Source organism: Pseudomonas syringae CC1557 (assembly GCF_000452705.1).
GTDB lineage: Bacteria > Pseudomonadota > Gammaproteobacteria > Pseudomonadales > Pseudomonadaceae > Aquipseudomonas > Aquipseudomonas syringae_F.
Genome location: NZ_CP007014.1, coordinates 2699626 through 2718269, shown reverse-complemented (window position 1 = coordinate 2718269; position 18644 = coordinate 2699626). Strand labels below are relative to the sequence as shown.

The window sequence follows — 18644 nt, the reverse complement described above, 5'->3', positions numbered from 1 at the left end:
ATGAAGGATGTTCTATGCACCATCGGTTGCTGACTACTCTGGCTCTTGCTGTAAGTGCGATCACTGCTTTCCAGGCTCAGGCAAGTGATGATGACTCGTGCGCGCCGACCTGGTCAGTCAATAAGAATCAATTCAGCGTTTGCAGCAATCTCCCTTTTCTCAGCCCCAGTAATGACAGCACCGTCAACTTGCGCCTGTTACTGGCAGACTCCGGCAAACTGCCGCTAACGCCCGCGCCCTTGAGCAAAGATGACATCGCAGAAGGTTATGGTGAGGTGCCTTTCGCCTACTACCGCCTTCAACCTGGGTCAGACGATGCGGACGAGAAGTCTCCCGATAGCGTAAAAGGTCAGAGCCTTGATGCATTGCTGACAAGCCTTGGAATCAAGCGCGAGCAGGCAGAGGTCGCCAGCTCGACACTGGTCAACGGTGAAGGCAGTCGTTGCCGAAGCAACAATGAACAGACAGCTGCAAATTTTATTCAGGCGCTGGTTAAGACTGCGGACTTATCTCCTGCTGAACGCTCTGCACTAGGCGCGAGTCGGTTGCGCATGCTCTCGTCGTGCAGTTGGGAGCGAGAGCAAGTTAAAAGCATGCTGCCCGTGGATGTGAAGTCCACTGCAGGCAAGTCTTTTGCTACCTATCTGGAGGCTGCGGGAGATTTTTACAGCGGTCGGTTCCTTGAATCCACCTATGGCTTCACGTCGCTCGCGGATAATCCCAACCCCTGGTTGAAAGACACATCGCTGTACATGATCGGCCGCAGCGAGTTGAACCTGGCTCAGGAGAAGGCCTTTGATTACGGCGAGTTGAAGCCTGACCGGGTCGATAAAGCGGCTGCCCAACGCGCCGAGAATGCCTTCGACAAGTACCTTGAAACGTTCCCGTCGGGCACGTATTCCGCCACCGCCAAAGGGCTGCTGCGCCGTGTCTACTGGCTGTTACAGGACACCAACAAGCTTGCTGCCGAGTACGAAGCAATGTTTGCCGACATCGACAAAGTCACTCAAGCCGACAGCACCGCCTACAATGCGCTGATTCGCGAACTGGATCTGAAGCTGATCACCCCCAACAAAGCGCCTGTCAGTTCGCCACTGATTACGGCTGTCAATGACCTGATGTGGATGCGGGTGGGGATCTCGAACACGTTGACTGAACCGGCGCTGCTTCAGCAGAAGGATATTTTTGCTCAACAGCCAGCACTCTTCAGCTATCTGCAAGCAGCGGTCGCCTTCTATACCGAAAAAAATCCGAATCGCGCGCTGCAATTGTTGCCGTCCGAGGTGCCCGACACGCTGAGCTATGTCGCGTTCAGCCAGCAAATGTTGCGGGGCCTAGCCCTTGAAGCTATCAAGGACGACAAGAAGGCACAGCAACTCTGGCTGCACTTGTTGAGCAAGGCCCAATTGCCTTTGCAGCAAGAGCAACTGCAACTCGTGCTGGCAATGAACTATGAGCGAAACGGCCAGGTAGCAGATGCATTCCGCGCAGACTCACCGATCAAGAACGAGAAAGTGCGGTATATCCTGCTAGCCAAATCGGCCAATGCAGACCTGCTTCGTCAACAAATTAGTCAAGGGATCAGCAAAACTGAACGCGACACCGCCCTCTTCCTGCTGCTCTATAAACAATTGGTGCACGGTCAGTTCGCAGCGTTTGCCAAGGACCTGAAACAACTGCCTGATCAAGTGCCTGACACCAAGCTCAGTTACAGCTTGGGCTATCAATATGATCAGGGCCATTCACTGGCATTGTTCAAGTGGAACGGTGAAAAGGCAGAGTCCGGTTACCGTTGCCCAGGCATTGCCGAAACTGCGGCAGCACTGGACAAAAACCCGGGCGACTCCCAGGGTTTGATTTGTATGGGCGAGTTCATGTTGCGTAACCATCTGGACGACTCGCCACTGAATGAAAGGCCGACTGATGGCGTGCTGGGCAACGGTCCCTCGGGTTTCCCGGGCGAGTCGTTCTCGCGACATACCGCTTATGTCACGGTCATCAACGATCCAAAGGCCACCCATACAGACGTCGCTTATGCGCTTTACCGCGGCATCAATTGCTATGGGCCAACCGGTATCAATAGTTGTGGCGGAGAGGATGTAGAACCCAAAGTCCGTAGATTCTGGTTCCAGGACCTCAAGAAGGAATTTGCTGATACGCGTTGGGCGAAATCCCAACAGTATTACTGGTAAATGCGGGCGCTGTTATGGCTGACCTTGGTCAGCCTGCTGCATGTTGCTACGGCATCTGCCGCAGTTAAGGCCGACGGATATGATGCGTTCTGGCTATGGGGAGGAGTGTCATCGCAAGACGTGCTCGCCAAGGCCAAAACGCTGTATGTGCTGCAAGGACAAATCAGCAGTTCACGCAATGAGCGGTATCGGCGCGTGAATTTTTTCGCTCAGGGCATGCCAGTCTCCAGGCTGCCTCAGGAAGAGCTCTGGATTGTTTATCGTGCACATACCCTACGCTGGCCGGAATCTGTCTACACGCAGTTGCTCGGGCAACTCAATAGATGGCAGCAGGCCGGTAATAACGTTGTCGGCATTCAGATAGACTTTGACGCCCGTACGCGTTACCTCAACGAATATGTGGATTTCCTGCGCGATCTGCGCCAGCGCCTTCCCGACAACTATCAGTTGAGCATCACGGGCTTGATGGACTGGAGCAGCAACGCCGACGCTTCAGTCATCGGCGAGCTCAAAGGCGTGATCGATGAGGTAGTGGTTCAAACCTATCAGGGCAGGCACAGCATTCCGGATTACAAAGCCTATCTGCCACGACTGAGTCGCCTAGGGCTGCCTTTCAAAGTGGGACTGATTCAGGGCGGTGAGTGGAACGCACCGGCTTATCTGGAGCGCAGTGAGGGATTTTCGGGGTATGTGGTGTTTCTGCAAAACCCTCAATAATCGCATTCACATCATCAGACTCAGGAGTGCCGCTTCGCATGCAAAGCAATATCCATCCTTCCCTAAAGCCCATCGCACTGGATTGTCGCGAGTGGAACGAACACGCCGGGCTTAGTGGCAAATACGAGCGCTTCACAGCGGCTGTTCAGGGCTACACAGATGCTCCAGGGCCAATGCACGCCAAGACAGGACTGCCTTTGGACAGCCTGGCTCATTACTACGATTTGGCCAGCTGTAACGCGTTTCTTCGCGGCGACAGGCCAATGCTCAGCCACACGCTCCAGCGTGCCGCATCCTTAAGAACGCTCTTGCTGAGTTGGGACGGTATGTACAGCCATATGCGTCAGGATCTGGGAAACTGGTCAAGAGAGTTTAAATATGGCATGAGGGCTGCCGGTGCGGCGATGTTTTCCTGGTGGGGCCGCGCCAAGATCTGTGCCCGTTTATTTATCGAAATAGCCGAGAAAGACCAGCGCATTAACACGATGCGTGAGATGCGCAGAATAAAGCGCGGCACGAGTGACGCTTTCTTGATTGGTTTGTTTCCCCAGGCGTTCAACATCGAAACGGATTTCACGGCTCCAAAGACGCTCGTCCCGAGTTACCAGGCGCTACTGGAGCACTGGCAAAGCGAGGATGAAGCAACCTTCACCATTGTCATGCAAGAAGCGGCTGACTTTAATATCAGCCGAAGCTTTAATCCATGCACGCCTGGCGGCGACTTATATCAACCGTCAATGCCAGGAAAACAAACAGCGCGCTTACCTTGAGCATCTCGGTATCTTCACGGAGCCGTTAAAAAAACGCTTGTTAAATTTAGTTATTAGCACACGCACGATCGTGGCACCTATAGTACGGATGTCTATTGGAATTTTATCGTTTCCCCGTAAATTGCTAATAACCAACCTTCGCAATTGCGGCCGATAGCGTGACTTCATAGCCGACATTAAAAGCCGCCGACTGTGGAGCATTTAAGGATAACTACGGAGTATGGCTACTGCATCCGTCTGGAGAACAACACCTCGTAAAGCCTCAGCAGGCTTCATGGTTTCACTTGTACTTCTGGTCCTGCCCATTTGCGCGCATGCCAGCGGGCAACTGCCACCCAGCACGATCGAAGACCGGACGTTGCCCAGCGCTTCCGCCTGCCGTGCTTTCCTTGAGGCGACCTGGCGAACCGATCAGCAAAAAGCCGATCCGCATACTCTGCCCAGTGACAACGGATCGAGGCAGACGTTGATCTACTCCGATGGCGTGGTCGCCATTGATGACAAACACCTGACTTACGAAGTCGAGGAAGGCTGGCAATTCCGGCAGCTTCTTCGCGACATAAAGCAGACACGGACTTCTTACAGTTACGAACGGCGAAGTTACAGGTGCGATGACGCTCACCTGACGGGCACGAGTATCGGTGGCTATGCACTGGAAGGCTATGAAGCACTACCTGACAACTGAACTGAACGATGACGAACCTACTTTATCCGGCGAGCGCACTTCAGGGGCTATTCCATTGACGATAGGGACCGTAGCTACCCGCTCCTCGACGAGCTGGAAAAATCGAATGCTGCACGTGGCGTTGATCACGACTGTTGCAACCTTTGCCTGGCAGCCTGCAGGCGTGTTCGCGGGTGTCACGGCACCCGCGAACCCCTACGCCACCCAGAATGCCGACGACACCGAAGGCTCGCTCAATTTCGATGAGCGAAAGCTGATCCAGGAAGGCTTGATCTGGGGCGGGTTTTACAACGGCTGGATCGATGGCCAGTTCGGCAAAGGCACACGGGATGCCATTGCTACTGTTCAGCAGCAATACAAGCAACCTGGCACCGGAATGCTCAATGCCGACCTCGCCGTGCATCTGGGTGGTATGGCGCTGAATAACCGGACGAAGTATGGCTGGACGACCATCACCGAACCCAAATCCGGCGTGACGCTGGCCTACCCTTCAAAGTTGCTCACCAGAACCACTAACCCGGAACCCAACTTCGTCAATATCGACGCCGAAGACAAAAGTGTCTCGATCGAGCTATTACGTATTGATAACGTCAAACCCGACGCCATCGACGCGCTGTACAACGACCTGACCGGCAACGGTAAATCCACCGTGACTTACTCGTTCAGAAAAGGGAGCTTGTTCATCATCGCGGGTGATCGCGGCACCGGTAAATACTACAGCCGTTATGAACAGCGTGGTGGCGAAGTCCGTGGTTATGACTTGGTCTGGAGCGGCAGCAGGGATGCAGAAATGCAGGCGATCTCGGTATTGATTTCAAACAGCTTCGAGCCCTTTGATACCCCTCGCCAAAACAGAGAGCCTGACTATTCCTACCTTGTCGGGCTGGCTCAGGCTGCGAAAAACGAGTCTGGCGGCAACCCGCCTCAGAACAACGCAAATACTCCACCACCCGCACAGCAACCTGTGCAACCCACCCAGCCGCAACCTGCAGCAAAGAATGCGCAAAAAATCGATGTCTCGGACGGCAAGGGCACACGCTTTTCCTATACGTACCAAGCCCCTCGCGATGCCAGGCTGGAAGAAGCCTATCGTTTCACACGCAAGGCCGACCTGTTGGTTGGTAACGTCGAAATTGACGCCATGGACGGCATGTTCATGATGCCTCGCCCTCTGCACTATGTGGCCATGGAGTGCGGGATGGTGAATTCGTTCTACAGCCCGAAAGACTCGGCGGTCTTCCTCTGCTATGAGATGGTTAACTACTTGCTGCGTCAGGCCGATGAACTGAATACGAACAACGATCCGGATTTCCCGACCGATTACGTGAAGTCCAACCTGCGTTTTATTCTGCTGCATGAAACCGGCCATGCATTTATCGACTTGCTGAACCTGCCCTCTACCGGCCGCGAAGAAGACGCAGTTGATCAAATGGCGGCGACCATGATCCTGATGCATGTAAACCGTGATGAAACCCCTGAGCAGCTCACCCGGGTATTGTCGATGACCGCCACCTGGTTCAAAAATAATGCGTCACTGCAAAATAGCGATGCACTCCACGATGCATTCTCGGACGAGCACTCCCTGAACGAACAGCGGTATTACAACTTGCTCTGCATGGTGTATGGCCGTAATCCACAGGAGTACGCCTCAATTGTTGATCGAGGGCTGCTTCCACAATCCAGGGCTGCACGCTGTCCTCAAGAAGCCGGTAAAATTGTGTCCGCCTGGGCGCGGTTACTGTTGCCGCACTTCGCGCCGCGCTACCAGAAAGACGCCAACGATTCAGTCGATCGCCAGGATGCGCAGAGTCGACAGTGAGTTTTTCCAACCGCAGATCCTGAGACTTTTACCAGTGGGAGATTCAATGTTGGCCTGCAAAAACAAATCCGTGGGAGCGAATTTATTCGCGAAGGGGCCGGTACATTCGCAGCCTTTTTATAGACTGAAATACCGCCTACCCGAATGAATTCGGTCCTACCGGATTGGGTTTGCCTCACAGCGATATATCAACGGAGCGCTCGTCAAAAACCAGCGACTGCCCCAGCTCAAGCAAATGCCGGATGCCAGGCCCCAGCAAGTCTTGCGGGCCATCCAGCGGCTTGACCGGGTATTGCTGGAAGCGTCGTCTGTTGGCACTGACCTGCTCCAGAATCTGTCGGTCCTGCCGCAAGATGACCTTGAACGCCTGCCGCAATACGGCACGTTTCAGCACGGCGGGAGTTTTACCCCGGGCCGTCGCGACTCGCGCGAAAACCCGCAGCTGCCCGTCAGCACAAGGAGTCATCCAGGCGCTGACCAGCAGATTGAGGCAATCATTGCCATTGCGGTACTCGATTTCCGAAAGCCCTGGCAGACGAAAACGCCCCATGCTCTCGCCCCGCTGCCCTTCGAACAATCGCGAGATAAGCCCTGACTGTTTGCCCTCATCGCTGTAAATCGCTTCGATACCGTCATCGAGCGCACGAACCAGGACCGAGATGCGTTGGCGCTGCTTATCGTGACGAATCCACGCGGCGTGAACAAAATGGGTGTGAAATCCGTCCAGAAAGTTTTCTGCGGCGTCCTGCAATGAACACTGCACTTGATCCGTCATCCAGAACGTATCGAGTTTTTGCCCCTGCTGGGCCGGGGCAACCGGCACCTCAGTTGGACGCTGATCACTCAGGCAGACCCACACCAGGCCGTGGGCTTCGCAACAGGCCAGGCTGTTGAGCAATGCTTTGCTTGAGGGGCACTGATCAGTGCCGGGTACTCGGGTGCAACGGCCGTCTGCGGAAAACCGCCAACCGTGATAAGGGCATTCGATATGTCCATCGCGAACCCGGCCCTGACTCAATGGCGCAAAGCGATGGGGACAGCGGTCCGGCAATGCGGCAGCGCGTCCATCGTCGACGCGAAACAGCACCAGTGGCATGTCGAGAACTTGACACGCCATCGGGTCTTTTTTCAGTTTGTGGCTCAGCGCTACCGGCCACCATTGAGTAAGGTGATTCACAGTTTGAGTGCTCTCATGAGGGGCACACCTATTCCATGCAGCAAAACGCTGAGCAATCGCCATATCCAGCGACGCTGCCAAGGCAAATGGGCGACCTTGATCAGGCTGTACTCGATCTGCGGCTGGCCCCCACGCAGGCGTTTGAAACCTGCAGCGCCAGAGCTGAAGTTCAGCACGGTGCGGCGCTCGGCGGCTTCCAGCAGGCACAGACAGGTCAATTGCCGGTACAAGCCGGTTCTCTGTGGCAATGCAGTGTCATATCCCACAATCGGGGTGCTGATGGTAGCGGCATTGGCAAACCAGCCCAACGCGCCATCAATACGACCATCCGGGTTGCGCAGAACACGCAGCTCCAGCCAGTCTTCACGTTGACCACGCTGCATCCAGCGGGCGCTGTAATGAGGGTTGAGCCTGCAATATTTTTCCAGATACAGCAGGTTATACAGCTGTTCTACCCGCAGAAAATCACTGTCGCTCAGGGCAGAGCCAGGCACTACCTCATAGGGGCTGCGGCGCAACAGTGTGCGGTCGAGTCGGGTGTTGTGATGCCGGAGGAACGGTGCATCTGCCCCGCTCCGGCCGTCGAATACATACACCTGTCGGCTAGGGATACTCAGGAAGCCGAGCCCTTGCAAACGCTGTTTCAGTTCACGGTTACTGAACTCATTGATCGAGCGAAAACACAGCGCGTGATCAGGAAATGTTCGCTGCAAAAAAGCACTGATCTGCGGCAGCTCGTTCAGATCCCAGTCAGCGGGATGCAGATTGGTCGACAGCAGCCAGTTGTTGACCTGAACCAGCTTGTCGACTTTGGCTGCGCTCAACAAGGCATCGACGCCTTGGGTCAGGGCGCTCAGTGGTCGGGTCAACCACGGGCGGCCAATGCGGTTGAGTTCTTCGCGGGCGTAACCGCTGTAGGCGGTACGGGGCGACACCACATAGCAGTTGTCTTCAGGGCCGTGTCCGTCATTGATGCTCACCGCAAGCTGCTGCGTCCCGGTGTCCAGCAGCGCCATCCGCGTGCTGACATTGGCGATCAGTCCTGCCTCGCTCCAGCCGCGGACGTATTGTCGGGCTGGACTGTCGTGGGGGGTCACCGGCTCCTGAAGGAGTTGCTCCTGAAACAATAGCTTCACTGTGGTGGCTCCTCTAATGCCTGCCCGTTCCATTCGATGTCGGCGGTGGACGCGGCCAGCAATCCGCAGCGGCGGGAGGAAGCGCGATAGATGATTTCCCCAAGGCTCAGCCATTGGGCAGCCAGCGGCAGGACGTCTCCTTGCTGAACGATCACGTCGCAGGCCAGCCGGTAATCGCGCCAGAACCCCGCACGCAACGCACGTGAAGGCGCAGCCAGTAAAAGCATCGCCAGTGCGATCATTCGCGGTTCCTGGGTAGGCTCAATTACGCCGCTCGATGCTTCGCCAAGGCTTTTCACCAACGCCTGGCGCTGATTGTCGAACAAGTGTACGCCACTGGTCGCCCGCGGGTTGCACTCCAGCACATGGAAACGGCCTGCTTGATCTTCGATAAAGTCAAAACCGATCTGCCCGGTATAGCCGGTTTCACCGCCGAACTGCTCCAGGAATCGACGCACAGGTTCGGGCGTCGCAGGCGCAAAATAGATCCCCGAACCCCGGCCCACCCGATAGCGCGGCTGGTAGACGCCATGAGCGCGTAACTGCCCCTCGATCAACACGCTGAAGCTACAGAACTCAAGGCCCTTAATGAAACGCTGCGCAACCCACGGCGCCTCGATACTGGGCTGAACCTTGCTCAACTGCCTCGCGTCGGGCTGAATCAGGGTTTGCGAAGCGAAACGCGAGTAAGCCGGTTTGAACACCCACTGCGCAATCTCCGTGCTGAGCGCAAGGACAGCCTGGTGATCCGTCAGCAGCCGGGTTTCGGGTGTCGATAACGGCCAGCCATGAATCATGGCCGCGAAATGCCCCTTGTGATGCAGTCGGTGCAACAGCGCAAAATCACTGGTCAGCACTCGGCACAACGGCCTGAGGCTCTCCAGACCATGGGCCAGATAGAACACTTCTTCGCAGGTTGGCAGCAATAGGTCGATACGTTGTGCCTTGATCGCGCTGGCCAGCGCTTCGATCCAGCCTGCAGGGTCGAGTCTGGGCTCGGGTAAACGAACGAAGTCGTGCACTGAACGACTGAAACGGCTCAGCGGCTGACCCAGCGAATCACCCACGCTTACAGACCAGCCAGCCTCGTTGAAGGCCCTCGCCCACTCCAGACATGCAGGTGCACGAGCCCCCAGAATCAGTACGTGCATGGCAGTCCCTCAGGCAATTGCAGGAGTTTCAAACGTCGGCGTTTGACGTGCGAGGGCGGCGCTCGCCAGTGACCGAAGCTGAACTCCGGTGAACGCACGCCCTGCCCGGCACATAACTGATGAAGATTTTCGCTGATTACCTTGCACAGCGCGTCATGATCGCGGCTGGCCGGCACGTTGATCTGCCAGTTCAGGCCAGTCTGGTGGATCTCATATTCCTGCAGCTTAGCGCCATGCATCAGCAAGGTCCGGCGCACGACATCCGGATACAGCGCGCACAACTGACGCCCTGCCAAATCAGGAAGCCAGAGGATGTCGTCGGCACGTCCCTCAATAGCGGCAATCGCCCGTTCAACACGCCCGCAAGCGCAATCGGCGTCGCTAACGCGCAGCACATCATTGAGGCGATACCGCACGATCATCTGCGTGCGTCTGGAGAAGTCGGTAATGATGGGCTGGAAACGGGTGTGTTCGGCGTCGAGCCACTCAGGCTCAATGTGCAGATGGCTTTCATTGAGGTGCAAAGTCCCCTGCTCGCAGGTGTAACCGAGAAAGCCTTCGCTGGCTTGATAAATCTGCTGCGGCATTACCCCAAAGGCTTTGAGTACGGCATCTGCATCCGTGCTTTCAAGCACCTCGGCCACCGAAAGAATATGCGTTGGGCGTATCGACAAACGCCCGTTCAATGAGGCTTCAGCGAGCCCCCGCAACAAGGTCGCTGGGGCCACCAGCACATCAGGATTCTGCGTCTGCAGACGTTCAAGTGACGCATCGAGCCCAAGCGTCAGGTCGTGAAAAACGAAGTCGATACGGCGACTGCTCAGTGTGGTGTACAAGCGGCTGTTGGCACGCAAAAAAAAAGCGATCCGCAGTGGCGCTTGCCAGAAGCACAGCAGACGGGGAAGGAAGCGGCCCGGCAAGGTCCGCGCTAGGAGAATCCCTGCCCAACACTGACGCTCAAGGGCGCTGACCAGAAACACGCCCTGGTTACCGGAAGTGCCACTTGAAAGCCCCACGGTTATATCGTCCAGCGTGTGGCTGAAGTCGCGGGATTCCTCTGCCCGGCGCGCTAGCGGCAAGACCTGATCCAGACCAAGACCGCGAGTGTTGAACGCAGCAAAGTCGTTCATCATTGTCGCTTTGTCCATCAGTGGAAAGTCCGCCAGCCGGGTGAATCGATGGTCTTTGAAGCGCTCGGCTGTCGGCACCATGTCTTGCAAAAAACGCTTTAACTGTTGTGCCTGCCACGCCTCCAGTTGCTCTCGTCGGGTGAACCGCAAGCGATAGCGACTGTTGAGAAAACTCAGTGCGCTGCGCAGCTTGCCGATCAAGCGTTCACTGCTCATTGCTGAACGCCTCCCAGGCGTGGGTGCAGTGCGAAGGCAGCACCGCCACTGCGGGTTCTCGCCGAATCAGCATGCCAAGGCTGGCGTAGGTCTGTCGGTATTGTCCGGCGTCGTGACCGGCAAACCACAGCGCAGGCGCCGCAGGCAGCCGCTCTGCGCGGCAAGCAGGCACGGACCAGCAGGCGTCGGCCACCAGAAACACCGGACGCCCCTGGGCATCAGGGATAAACAGACCCAGTTGGCCATGGCTGTGTCCCGGTAGCGGCACACCGATCAGGCTGCCGTCACCCAGCAGGTCGAGGCCATGAGTGAAGGGGGCCATCCATTCCGGCAAGATTGCTTGCCTGCAACGGTCGGCAAGGGTCAGCCGACTGGCGAAATCGTCCGGCAACAAGACAGGCAAATGACCGCCAAGGGTGGCCCGCCAACACGAGCCACGTAGGCTTTCGATGTACTGCCAGTCAGCATCTAGGGCAATGAATGACGCCTGATTGAAGTCTCGCAACCCGGCGACATGGTCGCCGTGAAAATGCGAAACGATCACCGTGCGGATATCGTCCGGCTGGATGCCGAAGCCGTTCAGTTGAGCGAGCAGTTGCTCCTGCACGGGTAATTGAACCGGCACCGCTGTGCGATACAAGCGCTCTGGCAGGGCCTGGGTGGCCTTGAAAAAATGCTCAGCGTAGCCCGTGTCGTACAGGATCCAGCCAGCAACGGGATGGCGAATCAGCCCGCACAATGACGGGAAACGCGTGGGCGCCCAACGAGCGCAGCGATCTGCCATGCATGCCAGGTGTCGGCACCAACCGGCACGCAAAACGTTGAGGCTCACCGTCCGGCTCATTGTTTAACGCCCTGTTGCGCAAGCCACCACTGAGCATGTTGGCGAATGCCCTCATCCAGAGTGATCACCGTGCGGTAACCGAGCTCGTTGCGTATTCTGTCCAGATTAAGGGTCTGGCTGAATGCAAGCACTCCAGCACCATAGCGAGTCAATAAAGGCTCGCCACTTTGCCGCAGGCGAGCGTTGGTTTCGAACGCCAGCGCCACGGCATCCACCAGCCGCCACGGCAGGCGTCGGGTTCGCAGCGTCAGCTGAAATTGTTCGGCAATGCGTTGCAGCAGATCTTCAACGGCCAGCGGCGTACCGTTGCTCACGTTGTAAGTGCAGACCTTGCGGGGCAACGGTTGATTGAGGCTCAGTTCCATGGCGTGTACCAGGTTGTCGACACAGGTCAGGTCCAGTTGGGCCCTGCCGCCGCGCATTAGGGGTATGTGACCGCGCTGCATGACACGCAACAGGCGCGGTAATAACGTACCGTCCCACGGGCCGAATACCGCGCGCGGGCGCAGAATCACCGCCTCGGCAAGACATGCTTCCTGCACCATCGTTTCGGCCAGCGCTTTGGTGCGCGCGTAATCGTTGACGGGCGCAGGCAAAGGTTCGTTTTCATGGATGTCGAGCCGATCAAGAAAGGCAAAGTACAGGCTGGGCGTCGATAGGTGCACAAGGCGTTTCACCTGATTGACGCGGCAGGCGTTCAGCACCTCTTCGGTGGCCAGCAGATTGGCTCGCGCAAACGCTTCTGTCGTTCCCCAAGGCGAGGACAACGCGGCACAATGGACAACCGCCGTGCAGCCACGCGTAGCCTCGATCAGCGCGTTCGCCCCGGTTGGAGAACCGTGCTCCAGTGCAAGCCACTGAGCCGCACCAGGGCTATGGCGAATGACATCGGCTGCTGCTGCCGCGTTGCGGCCGCTGAACAGCACTTCACAACCTTGGGAGACAAGTCGCCAGACGATATGCCGACCAATGAAACCGGTGCCACCGGTCACCAGAATCTTCATCAATACTCCAGGATCATGCCGCCGATCGATAACCCTGCACCGGTACCGATCAACATCAGGATCTGCCCGCGCTGGATGTGCTGATCACGAATCGCAATGTCCAGCGCTGTCGGCAGCGAGGCGGCCACCTGGTTGCCGTGGTGAGCAAACACGTCGATGACTTTCTCCGGAGCAAAACCCAGGCGTCTGGCCGCATGCTGCATCGCTAGCTGACTGGCTTGATGAGGGATCACCCAATCAATTTGCTCCTGAGTCAGGCCCGCCTGATCCAGCAGCTCATTCATCAACGTGCGCAGGTGCTTCGCGGCGAGACGGAATATGCCTTTGCCCTGCATGGAAAAACGGGTCAAAGGTTCAAACGGGATATTGATACGCCGGGGGTGAAAGCGCGATCCCCCGGCCGGGATCTGGCATAAATGCGCACCTTCGGAAAAAGTCTTGAGGTTCGAGGCGATAATTTTTGCCCCGCCTTCGCTAGCGCAAAGGACCACAGCCGCTGCACCGTCGCCAAAAATGCCGCTGACCTCTACATGCTGCCAGTCCAGTCCGCAGGAAGCGATGTCGGAGCAAACCAGCAGAACGCGCCGGTAACGACCGGCGACGAGGGGCCATGACAAGGTGTCGACGGCGACGATAAACCCCAGGCAACTGGCGTTGATGTCCATGGCGGGAATGCCCGAGTCACCAATGCCCAATTCACGTTGCAACAACGCAGCATTGCACGGCATGCCTTGGTCCATAGTGCCGCTGGCACAGGCAATCAAGTCGATCTGGTCCAGTTTGATGCCGGCCGCCGCTAAAGCATTTCGCGCGGCAGTCGCGCCCAGGCTCGCGGCTGTTTCGGTGCTGGACGCGACATGCCTCTGAACGACCCCGCTGATCTGCTCGACGCTCCCGGCCGCCAGACCCAACTCATGATCGAGGGCTATACTGGTGACTATTCTCTTCGGCAGCGCATGCCCGGAACCGAGAATGGTCACAGGCCTTGAAGGCAAAGCCAGCGGTGAAGTGTGCATTCAAATTCCGTTTATAAAAGATCATTGTATTGACACTTATACGAGCGGGTTACCTCAGAACGGTATAGTACAGGTGTACTATTTTATACGCGCCTCAAACGCTTTAAGTTATTGAAAATAAGTGCAGATTTCAAACTTCACGCTTAGCCATAACTTTCAGGCGACGGCTCGCAGATTTTTCGACTGCCTCGTCACGCACTGGCGCTTAATAGCGAGCCATCAATGCTCCCCTGTTGCCAACCAAAAAGGATGTTATTGAGTGCTGTCTCTTCTTCTGGAAATGGGTCTGGGGATAGCCGAATTTCTCAATGGTAATCCGGCTTATATCTGGGTCATTGGCGCCCCCCTGCTGTTACTTGCACTGGGCGTATGGCTCAATCGTCGTGTCACAACGCTGAGCCTGGAGTCTACCCGGCAAAGCGAACAGCTGGCGCTAGCGCAGCAACAGATTGGAACCTTGCAAGCGCGCATCTCCCTGCTGGAGTCGATGCCAGTACAGTCATCAGAATCGTCAGGGCCAACCGCCGCATCTGCTCCGCTTCCAGACACGACTTCCACTTCTGCCCGCCAAGTGCCTGAGATGGAGTTCGTCTGGGACCTTCCTTCGCAAACACCGGACGTACCCGTAAAGCCAGCAGAGCCGCCGGTTACCAGCCAGCCGACCGCTCGACCAACCCCACTAAAACCCGCTACGCCGAACGTTGTAAACGTCGTTTTCATGGCTGCGCGTGACTGGTTATTGGGCGGCAATACTGTGCTGCGAATAGGGGCTGTGGTGCTCTTTCTGGGGCTCGCTTTTCTGTTGCGCTACGCCACCGAAGGCGTTGTAGTGCCGATCGAAACCCGATACGCGGGGGTTGCTGGCAGCGCAATCGCATTGCTCGGCTTGGGCTGGTGGCTGCGCCACCGCAATCCAGCCTTCGCGCTGATGATGCAAGGCACCGGCGTCGGCGTGCTGTACCTGACCGTCAGCGGCGCCATTCGCGTGCATGAGTTACTGGACCCGACGCTGGGCTTTGCGCTGTTGGTGGTCATCATGCTGTTCTCCGCCATGCTCGCGATTACTCAGAACTCCCTGGCGCTGGCCTGTGCGGCGACACTGGGCGGTTTTGCCGCGCCGATTCTGTCCTCCACAGGCCAGGGCAGTCATGTCACGCTGTTCAGCTACTTCGCTTTGCTCAACGTCGGGATTTTCGCTATCGCCTGGTTCAAGACCTGGCGTCTGCTCAACCTGATCGGTTTTTTTGGCACTTTCGGGATTGGCGTAGCATGGGGGTTGCGCTCCTACACCCCGGATATGTTCTGGAGCGTCGAGCCGTTCCTGATTCTGTTCTTCCTGATGTATCTGGCCATCGGCCTTCTGTTTGCCCGACGCAAACTGCAGGAGCTCAGCGACGCACCGATAGACGCCAGCCGCGAGGCGATGCTGCAATGGTCCCGACGCCAGGGTAACTACGTTGACGGCACGCTGCTGTTGGGTACGCCACTGGTAGGCTTCGGTCTGCAATATGCACTGACAGCCGATCTCGAATTCGGCTCGGCGTTCAGCGCGTTGGCGTTGGGCCTGCTTTACATGGGAATCGCCCGCCTGCTTTCTGGCCGGGCGCCAGGGCGTGCCTTGTTACTGGTGGAAACCTGCCTCGCACTCGGTATCGTGTTTGCCACCCTCGCTATTCCGCTGGGGCTGGGCGCGAAATGGACCACCAGCGCCTGGGCCATCGAAGGCGCGGCAATCTTCTGGCTGGGCATGCGCCAACAACGTCTGCTGGCTCGTGGCTTTGGCGTGCTGCTGCAAGGTGCTGCCGGTGTGGCATTCATGGGCGATATGACAACATGGTACTTCCCTTCGACAGAAGGGGGTGATTTCTGGACACCCATGATTATCGCCCTTTCCGGTCTGTTCAGCGCCCTGCAGGTGCACCGCATCAAGACCTTGCGCTACATGAATGAGAATGCGTTTTCCGCACTATTGCTGGTCTGGGGCGGTGCATGGTGGGGAACGTCGTTACTCGTAGCGAACATGCACCTGGCACCTCGAACCCTGCTCGCTTCGTTGTTACCGCTGTCAGTCGCGATCAGCATCGGTTTGTGGACTTTTGGGGCGAGACATTGGCGTTGGCCCGGCCTGGCTGCGCTATGCCTGGGGCTGACACCGGTTAGCTGGCTTGTACTTGTCTTCTCGGCGACCGAGTACATGCACCCGTTTGCACACTGGGCGTGGGTGGGGTGGACCGCATTGCTGGTGGTGCACATGCTCTCATTGCATCGCCTGCCTGACTTGCTGCCTCGCAGGGCCTTGGCGGGTGCCCACATTCTGGGTGCCTGGTTATGCGTTGTATTGCTTAGCATTGAGCTGGCATACGGCGTAGACAACCTTGTCGATTCCAATGCTATTTACAGCGCCTGGTTTTCCCTTGCGGGCTCGCTGATCCCCAGCTTTTACCTGATTGCCATGGCCGCGAGCCGACGCTGGCCATGGCCGGTCGACGCGTATCCAAAGGTATATCGCATTTGGGCCGCCGTTCCCTTTGTCTTTTGGTTGCTGGGGTGGTTCTGGTTGATGAACTATGACAGCTACGTCAAAGCCGACCCGCTGCCTTACATACCATTGCTCAACCCTCTGGAACTGGGCATGTTGTTTGCCCTGTTAGGGATCGTGAACTGGACCCGTAATAACCTGCCGCTGCTTGGCATTGAGGCTAAGCATGCCGAACGGCTGGCGATTATTACGGGGGGGGCTTCGTTGTTCGCCCTGATCACCGGGATGGTGTTCCGCAGCCCCATCGATCCCGCACTCCTGCAAGCGGCACTCTCCATCGTCTGGACGCTGATAGCACTGGCGTTGATGATCGGCGGTCATCTTCGCAGACAGCGTGAAGTGTGGGTTACCGGCGCAGTGCTGATCGGTGTCGTGGTTGCCAAGCTGTTCCTGGTAGAGCTGAGCGACCGTGGCGGTATGGCGCGTGTCATCTCCTTCATCGGGGTCGGCATCCTGCTATTGGTGGTGGGCTACTTCGCCCCTCTTCCGCCAAAAAAGACTACAGCGCAAAAAGCTGATTCAGGTGCCGGCAAGCCGGATCTGTCACTATGAGGAGCACACTCTTGAGTTATAAGCAGCTGTTCCGGCTTGCCCTGTGTGGTGTCGCATTGCTTGGCTCGACACTTGCCAGCGCTGATGACACCCAGGCAGATTTCGCCAGCCAGACCCCCTTGAAATTAAGCGGTAACGGCCCGTGGTATCGCATTGAACTACCCATGAATGTGCAGCTCAATTCTCGACAGCAGGATCTGGGCGATCTGCGCATTTTTAATGCTCAGGGCCAGGCTCAGGCGTATGCCCTCGACCAAAATCCGCCTCAGGCGAAGCAATCACAAGCGCCGACGATGGTGAAGTGGTTCCCTCTCTACAACCGAGCGGACGAGCTCGACAGAGCGCCCAGGATCAAAGTCGAGCGCAGCGCCACTGGTACGCTCGTGGAGGTTCAACCTCAGGATGACGCAGCCCCCGGTGAACAGGTTTTGCGCGGATGGTTGTTGGACACGAGCACCATCAGACAACCTCTGCAAAAACTGATTCTTGACTGGGATAGCGCTCAAGACGGCTTTCAGCGTTTCAGCATCGAAGCCAGCGATGATTTGCAGAACTGGAGTCCATGGGGCGCAAGCCAGGTAGCGCGTCTGTCATTCGACGATCAAACAGTAGAACAGCGCGAAGTCACCCTGCCCGGTCGCACCGCACGTTATCTGCGCCTGATATGGCGCTCCTCGGCCGAAGCACCGATGCTCACGTCAGTGCAGTTGGTGACGGTGAATACCGACACCCCGCCGTTACCGCTTGCCTGGTCGGAACCCGTGATTGGCAGCGTTGAAAAAGCCGGCAGCTATATCTGGCAATTACCGACTGGCCTACCCGTCGAGCGCCTGCAAGTCGACATGGCCCAGGCTAACAGCGTCGCCCCGGGCCGCTTTTACGGTCGAACCGACAGCAAGGCGCCCTGGCAATCCATCGGCAATGGTCTGCTTTACCGGCTGGCGCAAGACGGTAAGGAGGTTATCCAGAATGAAGTAGAGACCAACGGCACAATCGTGCGTCAGGTGAAACTCGAACTCGACGAACGCGGCGGCGGACTGGGCTCTTCGTCGCCCGCCTTGCGTTTCGCGTTGCGTGCGCCGCAGGTGGTGTTCCTGGCCAGGGGCGACGGCCCGTTTACGCTGGCTACCGGCAACTCCGCAGCAAAACCCGCCAATCTGCCGCTTGCAACGCTAATCCCGGACTATAGCGCGCAGAAAATGAACAGCCTGGGCCGCGCCGAGCCCGAGAATATGCAGGTCAAACTGATCCCGATGTCACCGGATGACGCATCAGGTATCGACTGGAAGCGTATCGGACTCTGGTCGGTGCTAGTGCTGGGCGTTATTTTGCTTGGCTGGATGGCATTCAGTACGCTGCGCGCTTCGCCGTCAAAGGCTAGGGCCGGCTCTAATGGCGATGAATCCCCTCTGCTGTTCACAAGAACCCCATCGGGTGAGTGGGAAGCTCTCGAGGGTTATTACCAGGTGCGGTTTGAGGGGGCGCGCGTGGGTAGTAACGTCAACCTCAATGTGGATGGCAAACCGGAAGCATCGGTTTTTATCTGGTCAGAATTGAGCCATGACGATGGAGTTCGTGGTCGTATATGGACACTGGGGGCGAAGCCTGAATTCGGCGAGTTGCGAGTGGGTCATCACACGTGCAACACGATATTCCTTGCGCTGGCCAAGGCCGTTAGTGAGACAGATAACGTGAC

General features: G+C 57.2%; 13 protein-coding genes and 1 pseudogene. 7 read left to right on the top strand and 7 right to left on the bottom strand.

The window, feature by feature from the left end; all coding sequences use genetic code 11:
- Positions 1-14: 14 nt before the first annotated feature.
- The 5 genes from N018_RS12370 (at position 15) to N018_RS25735 (ending at position 6183) form a co-directional block, all read left to right on the top strand.
- Positions 15-2192: a hypothetical protein gene (locus tag N018_RS12370; protein WP_025389781.1), complete on the top strand. Its 2178-nt coding sequence runs from the start codon at positions 15-17 to the stop codon at positions 2190-2192.
- A complete protein-coding gene (locus N018_RS12365; protein ID WP_025389780.1) occupies positions 2193-2909 on the top strand; it encodes a DUF3142 domain-containing protein in 717 nt (238 codons plus the stop codon).
- A 38-nt stretch (positions 2910-2947) separates the two neighbouring features.
- Complete coding sequence (locus N018_RS12360) at positions 2948-3679, top strand: hypothetical protein (RefSeq protein ID WP_025389779.1); 732 nt, start codon at positions 2948-2950, stop codon at positions 3677-3679.
- A gap of 274 nt (positions 3680-3953) precedes the next feature.
- Positions 3954-4364, top strand: a complete 411-nt coding sequence (locus N018_RS12355; RefSeq protein WP_025389778.1) for a hypothetical protein — start codon at positions 3954-3956, stop codon at positions 4362-4364.
- A gap of 106 nt (positions 4365-4470) precedes the next feature.
- Positions 4471-6183 (top strand): DUF4344 domain-containing metallopeptidase, encoded by a 1713-nt coding sequence (locus tag N018_RS25735; protein ID WP_025389777.1) that lies wholly within the window; start codon positions 4471-4473, stop codon positions 6181-6183.
- 175 nt (positions 6184-6358) lie between these two features.
- Here the strand turns inward: N018_RS25735 and N018_RS12345 are convergent, their stop codons facing one another.
- Genes N018_RS12345 through N018_RS12315 form a run of 7 tightly spaced genes read right to left on the bottom strand, consistent with a single transcriptional unit; the run spans position 6359 to position 13857 of the window.
- Complete coding sequence (locus N018_RS12345; protein WP_025389776.1) at positions 6359-7360, bottom strand: aromatic ring-hydroxylating oxygenase subunit alpha; 1002 nt, start codon at positions 7358-7360, stop codon at positions 6359-6361.
- Positions 7357-8496: a hypothetical protein gene (locus tag N018_RS12340; protein ID WP_025389775.1), complete on the bottom strand. Its 1140-nt coding sequence runs from the start codon at positions 8494-8496 to the stop codon at positions 7357-7359. The genes N018_RS12345 and N018_RS12340 overlap by 4 nt, the downstream gene beginning before the upstream one ends.
- Positions 8493-9647 (bottom strand): hypothetical protein, encoded by a 1155-nt coding sequence (locus N018_RS12335; protein WP_025389774.1) that lies wholly within the window; start codon positions 9645-9647, stop codon positions 8493-8495. Before N018_RS12335 ends, N018_RS12340 begins: the two co-directional genes overlap by 4 nt.
- A complete protein-coding gene (locus N018_RS12330; RefSeq protein ID WP_025389773.1) occupies positions 9635-10993 on the bottom strand; it encodes a F390 synthetase-related protein in 1359 nt (452 codons plus the stop codon). The genes N018_RS12335 and N018_RS12330 overlap by 13 nt, the downstream gene beginning before the upstream one ends.
- A complete protein-coding gene (locus N018_RS12325; RefSeq protein WP_229631374.1) occupies positions 10983-11825 on the bottom strand; it encodes an MBL fold metallo-hydrolase in 843 nt (280 codons plus the stop codon). The genes N018_RS12330 and N018_RS12325 overlap by 11 nt, the downstream gene beginning before the upstream one ends.
- 8 nt (positions 11826-11833) lie before the next feature.
- Complete coding sequence (locus N018_RS12320) at positions 11834-12841, bottom strand: NAD-dependent epimerase/dehydratase family protein (RefSeq protein WP_025389771.1); 1008 nt, start codon at positions 12839-12841, stop codon at positions 11834-11836.
- Positions 12841-13857 carry a beta-ketoacyl-ACP synthase 3 gene (locus tag N018_RS12315; protein WP_025389770.1) on the bottom strand — a complete coding sequence of 339 codons (1017 nt, stop codon included), beginning with the start codon at positions 13855-13857 and terminating at the stop codon, positions 12841-12843. Before N018_RS12315 ends, N018_RS12320 begins: the two co-directional genes overlap by 1 nt.
- A 259-nt stretch (positions 13858-14116) precedes the next feature.
- Here N018_RS12315 and N018_RS12310 point away from each other — a divergent pair, with 259 nt between their 5' ends.
- Both N018_RS12310 and N018_RS12305 read left to right on the top strand, forming a co-directional pair.
- Positions 14117-16948 carry a DUF2339 domain-containing protein gene (locus N018_RS12310; RefSeq protein WP_025389769.1) on the top strand — a complete coding sequence of 944 codons (2832 nt, stop codon included), beginning with the start codon at positions 14117-14119 and terminating at the stop codon, positions 16946-16948.
- Positions 16945-18315 (top strand): annotated as a pseudogene (locus N018_RS12305) (DUF3999 domain-containing protein); the annotation flags it as partial. The gene N018_RS12310 and the pseudogene N018_RS12305, both read left to right, overlap by 4 nt.
- Between the last annotated feature and the right edge of the window lie 329 nt (positions 18316-18644).

What these genes read in the sequence shown, in the direction of transcription:
- N018_RS12370 (WP_025389781.1), top strand. Translation starts at nt 15, where the DNA reads ATGCACCATCGGTTGCTGACTACTCTGGCTCTTGCTGTAAGTGCGATC.
- N018_RS12365 (WP_025389780.1), top strand. Translation starts at nt 2,193, where the DNA reads ATGCGGGCGCTGTTATGGCTGACCTTGGTCAGCCTGCTGCATGTTGCT.
- N018_RS12360 (WP_025389779.1), top strand. Translation starts at nt 2,948, where the DNA reads ATGCAAAGCAATATCCATCCTTCCCTAAAGCCCATCGCACTGGATTGT.
- N018_RS12355 (WP_025389778.1), top strand. Translation starts at nt 3,954, where the DNA reads ATGGTTTCACTTGTACTTCTGGTCCTGCCCATTTGCGCGCATGCCAGC.
- N018_RS25735 (WP_025389777.1), top strand. Translation starts at nt 4,471, where the DNA reads ATGCTGCACGTGGCGTTGATCACGACTGTTGCAACCTTTGCCTGGCAG.
- N018_RS12335 (WP_025389774.1), bottom strand. Translation starts at nt 9,647, where the DNA reads ATGCACGTACTGATTCTGGGGGCTCGTGCACCTGCATGTCTGGAGTGG.
- N018_RS12330 (WP_025389773.1), bottom strand. Translation starts at nt 10,993, where the DNA reads ATGAGCAGTGAACGCTTGATCGGCAAGCTGCGCAGCGCACTGAGTTTT.
- N018_RS12320 (WP_025389771.1), bottom strand. Translation starts at nt 12,841, where the DNA reads ATGAAGATTCTGGTGACCGGTGGCACCGGTTTCATTGGTCGGCATATC.
- N018_RS12315 (WP_025389770.1), bottom strand. Translation starts at nt 13,857, where the DNA reads ATGCACACTTCACCGCTGGCTTTGCCTTCAAGGCCTGTGACCATTCTC.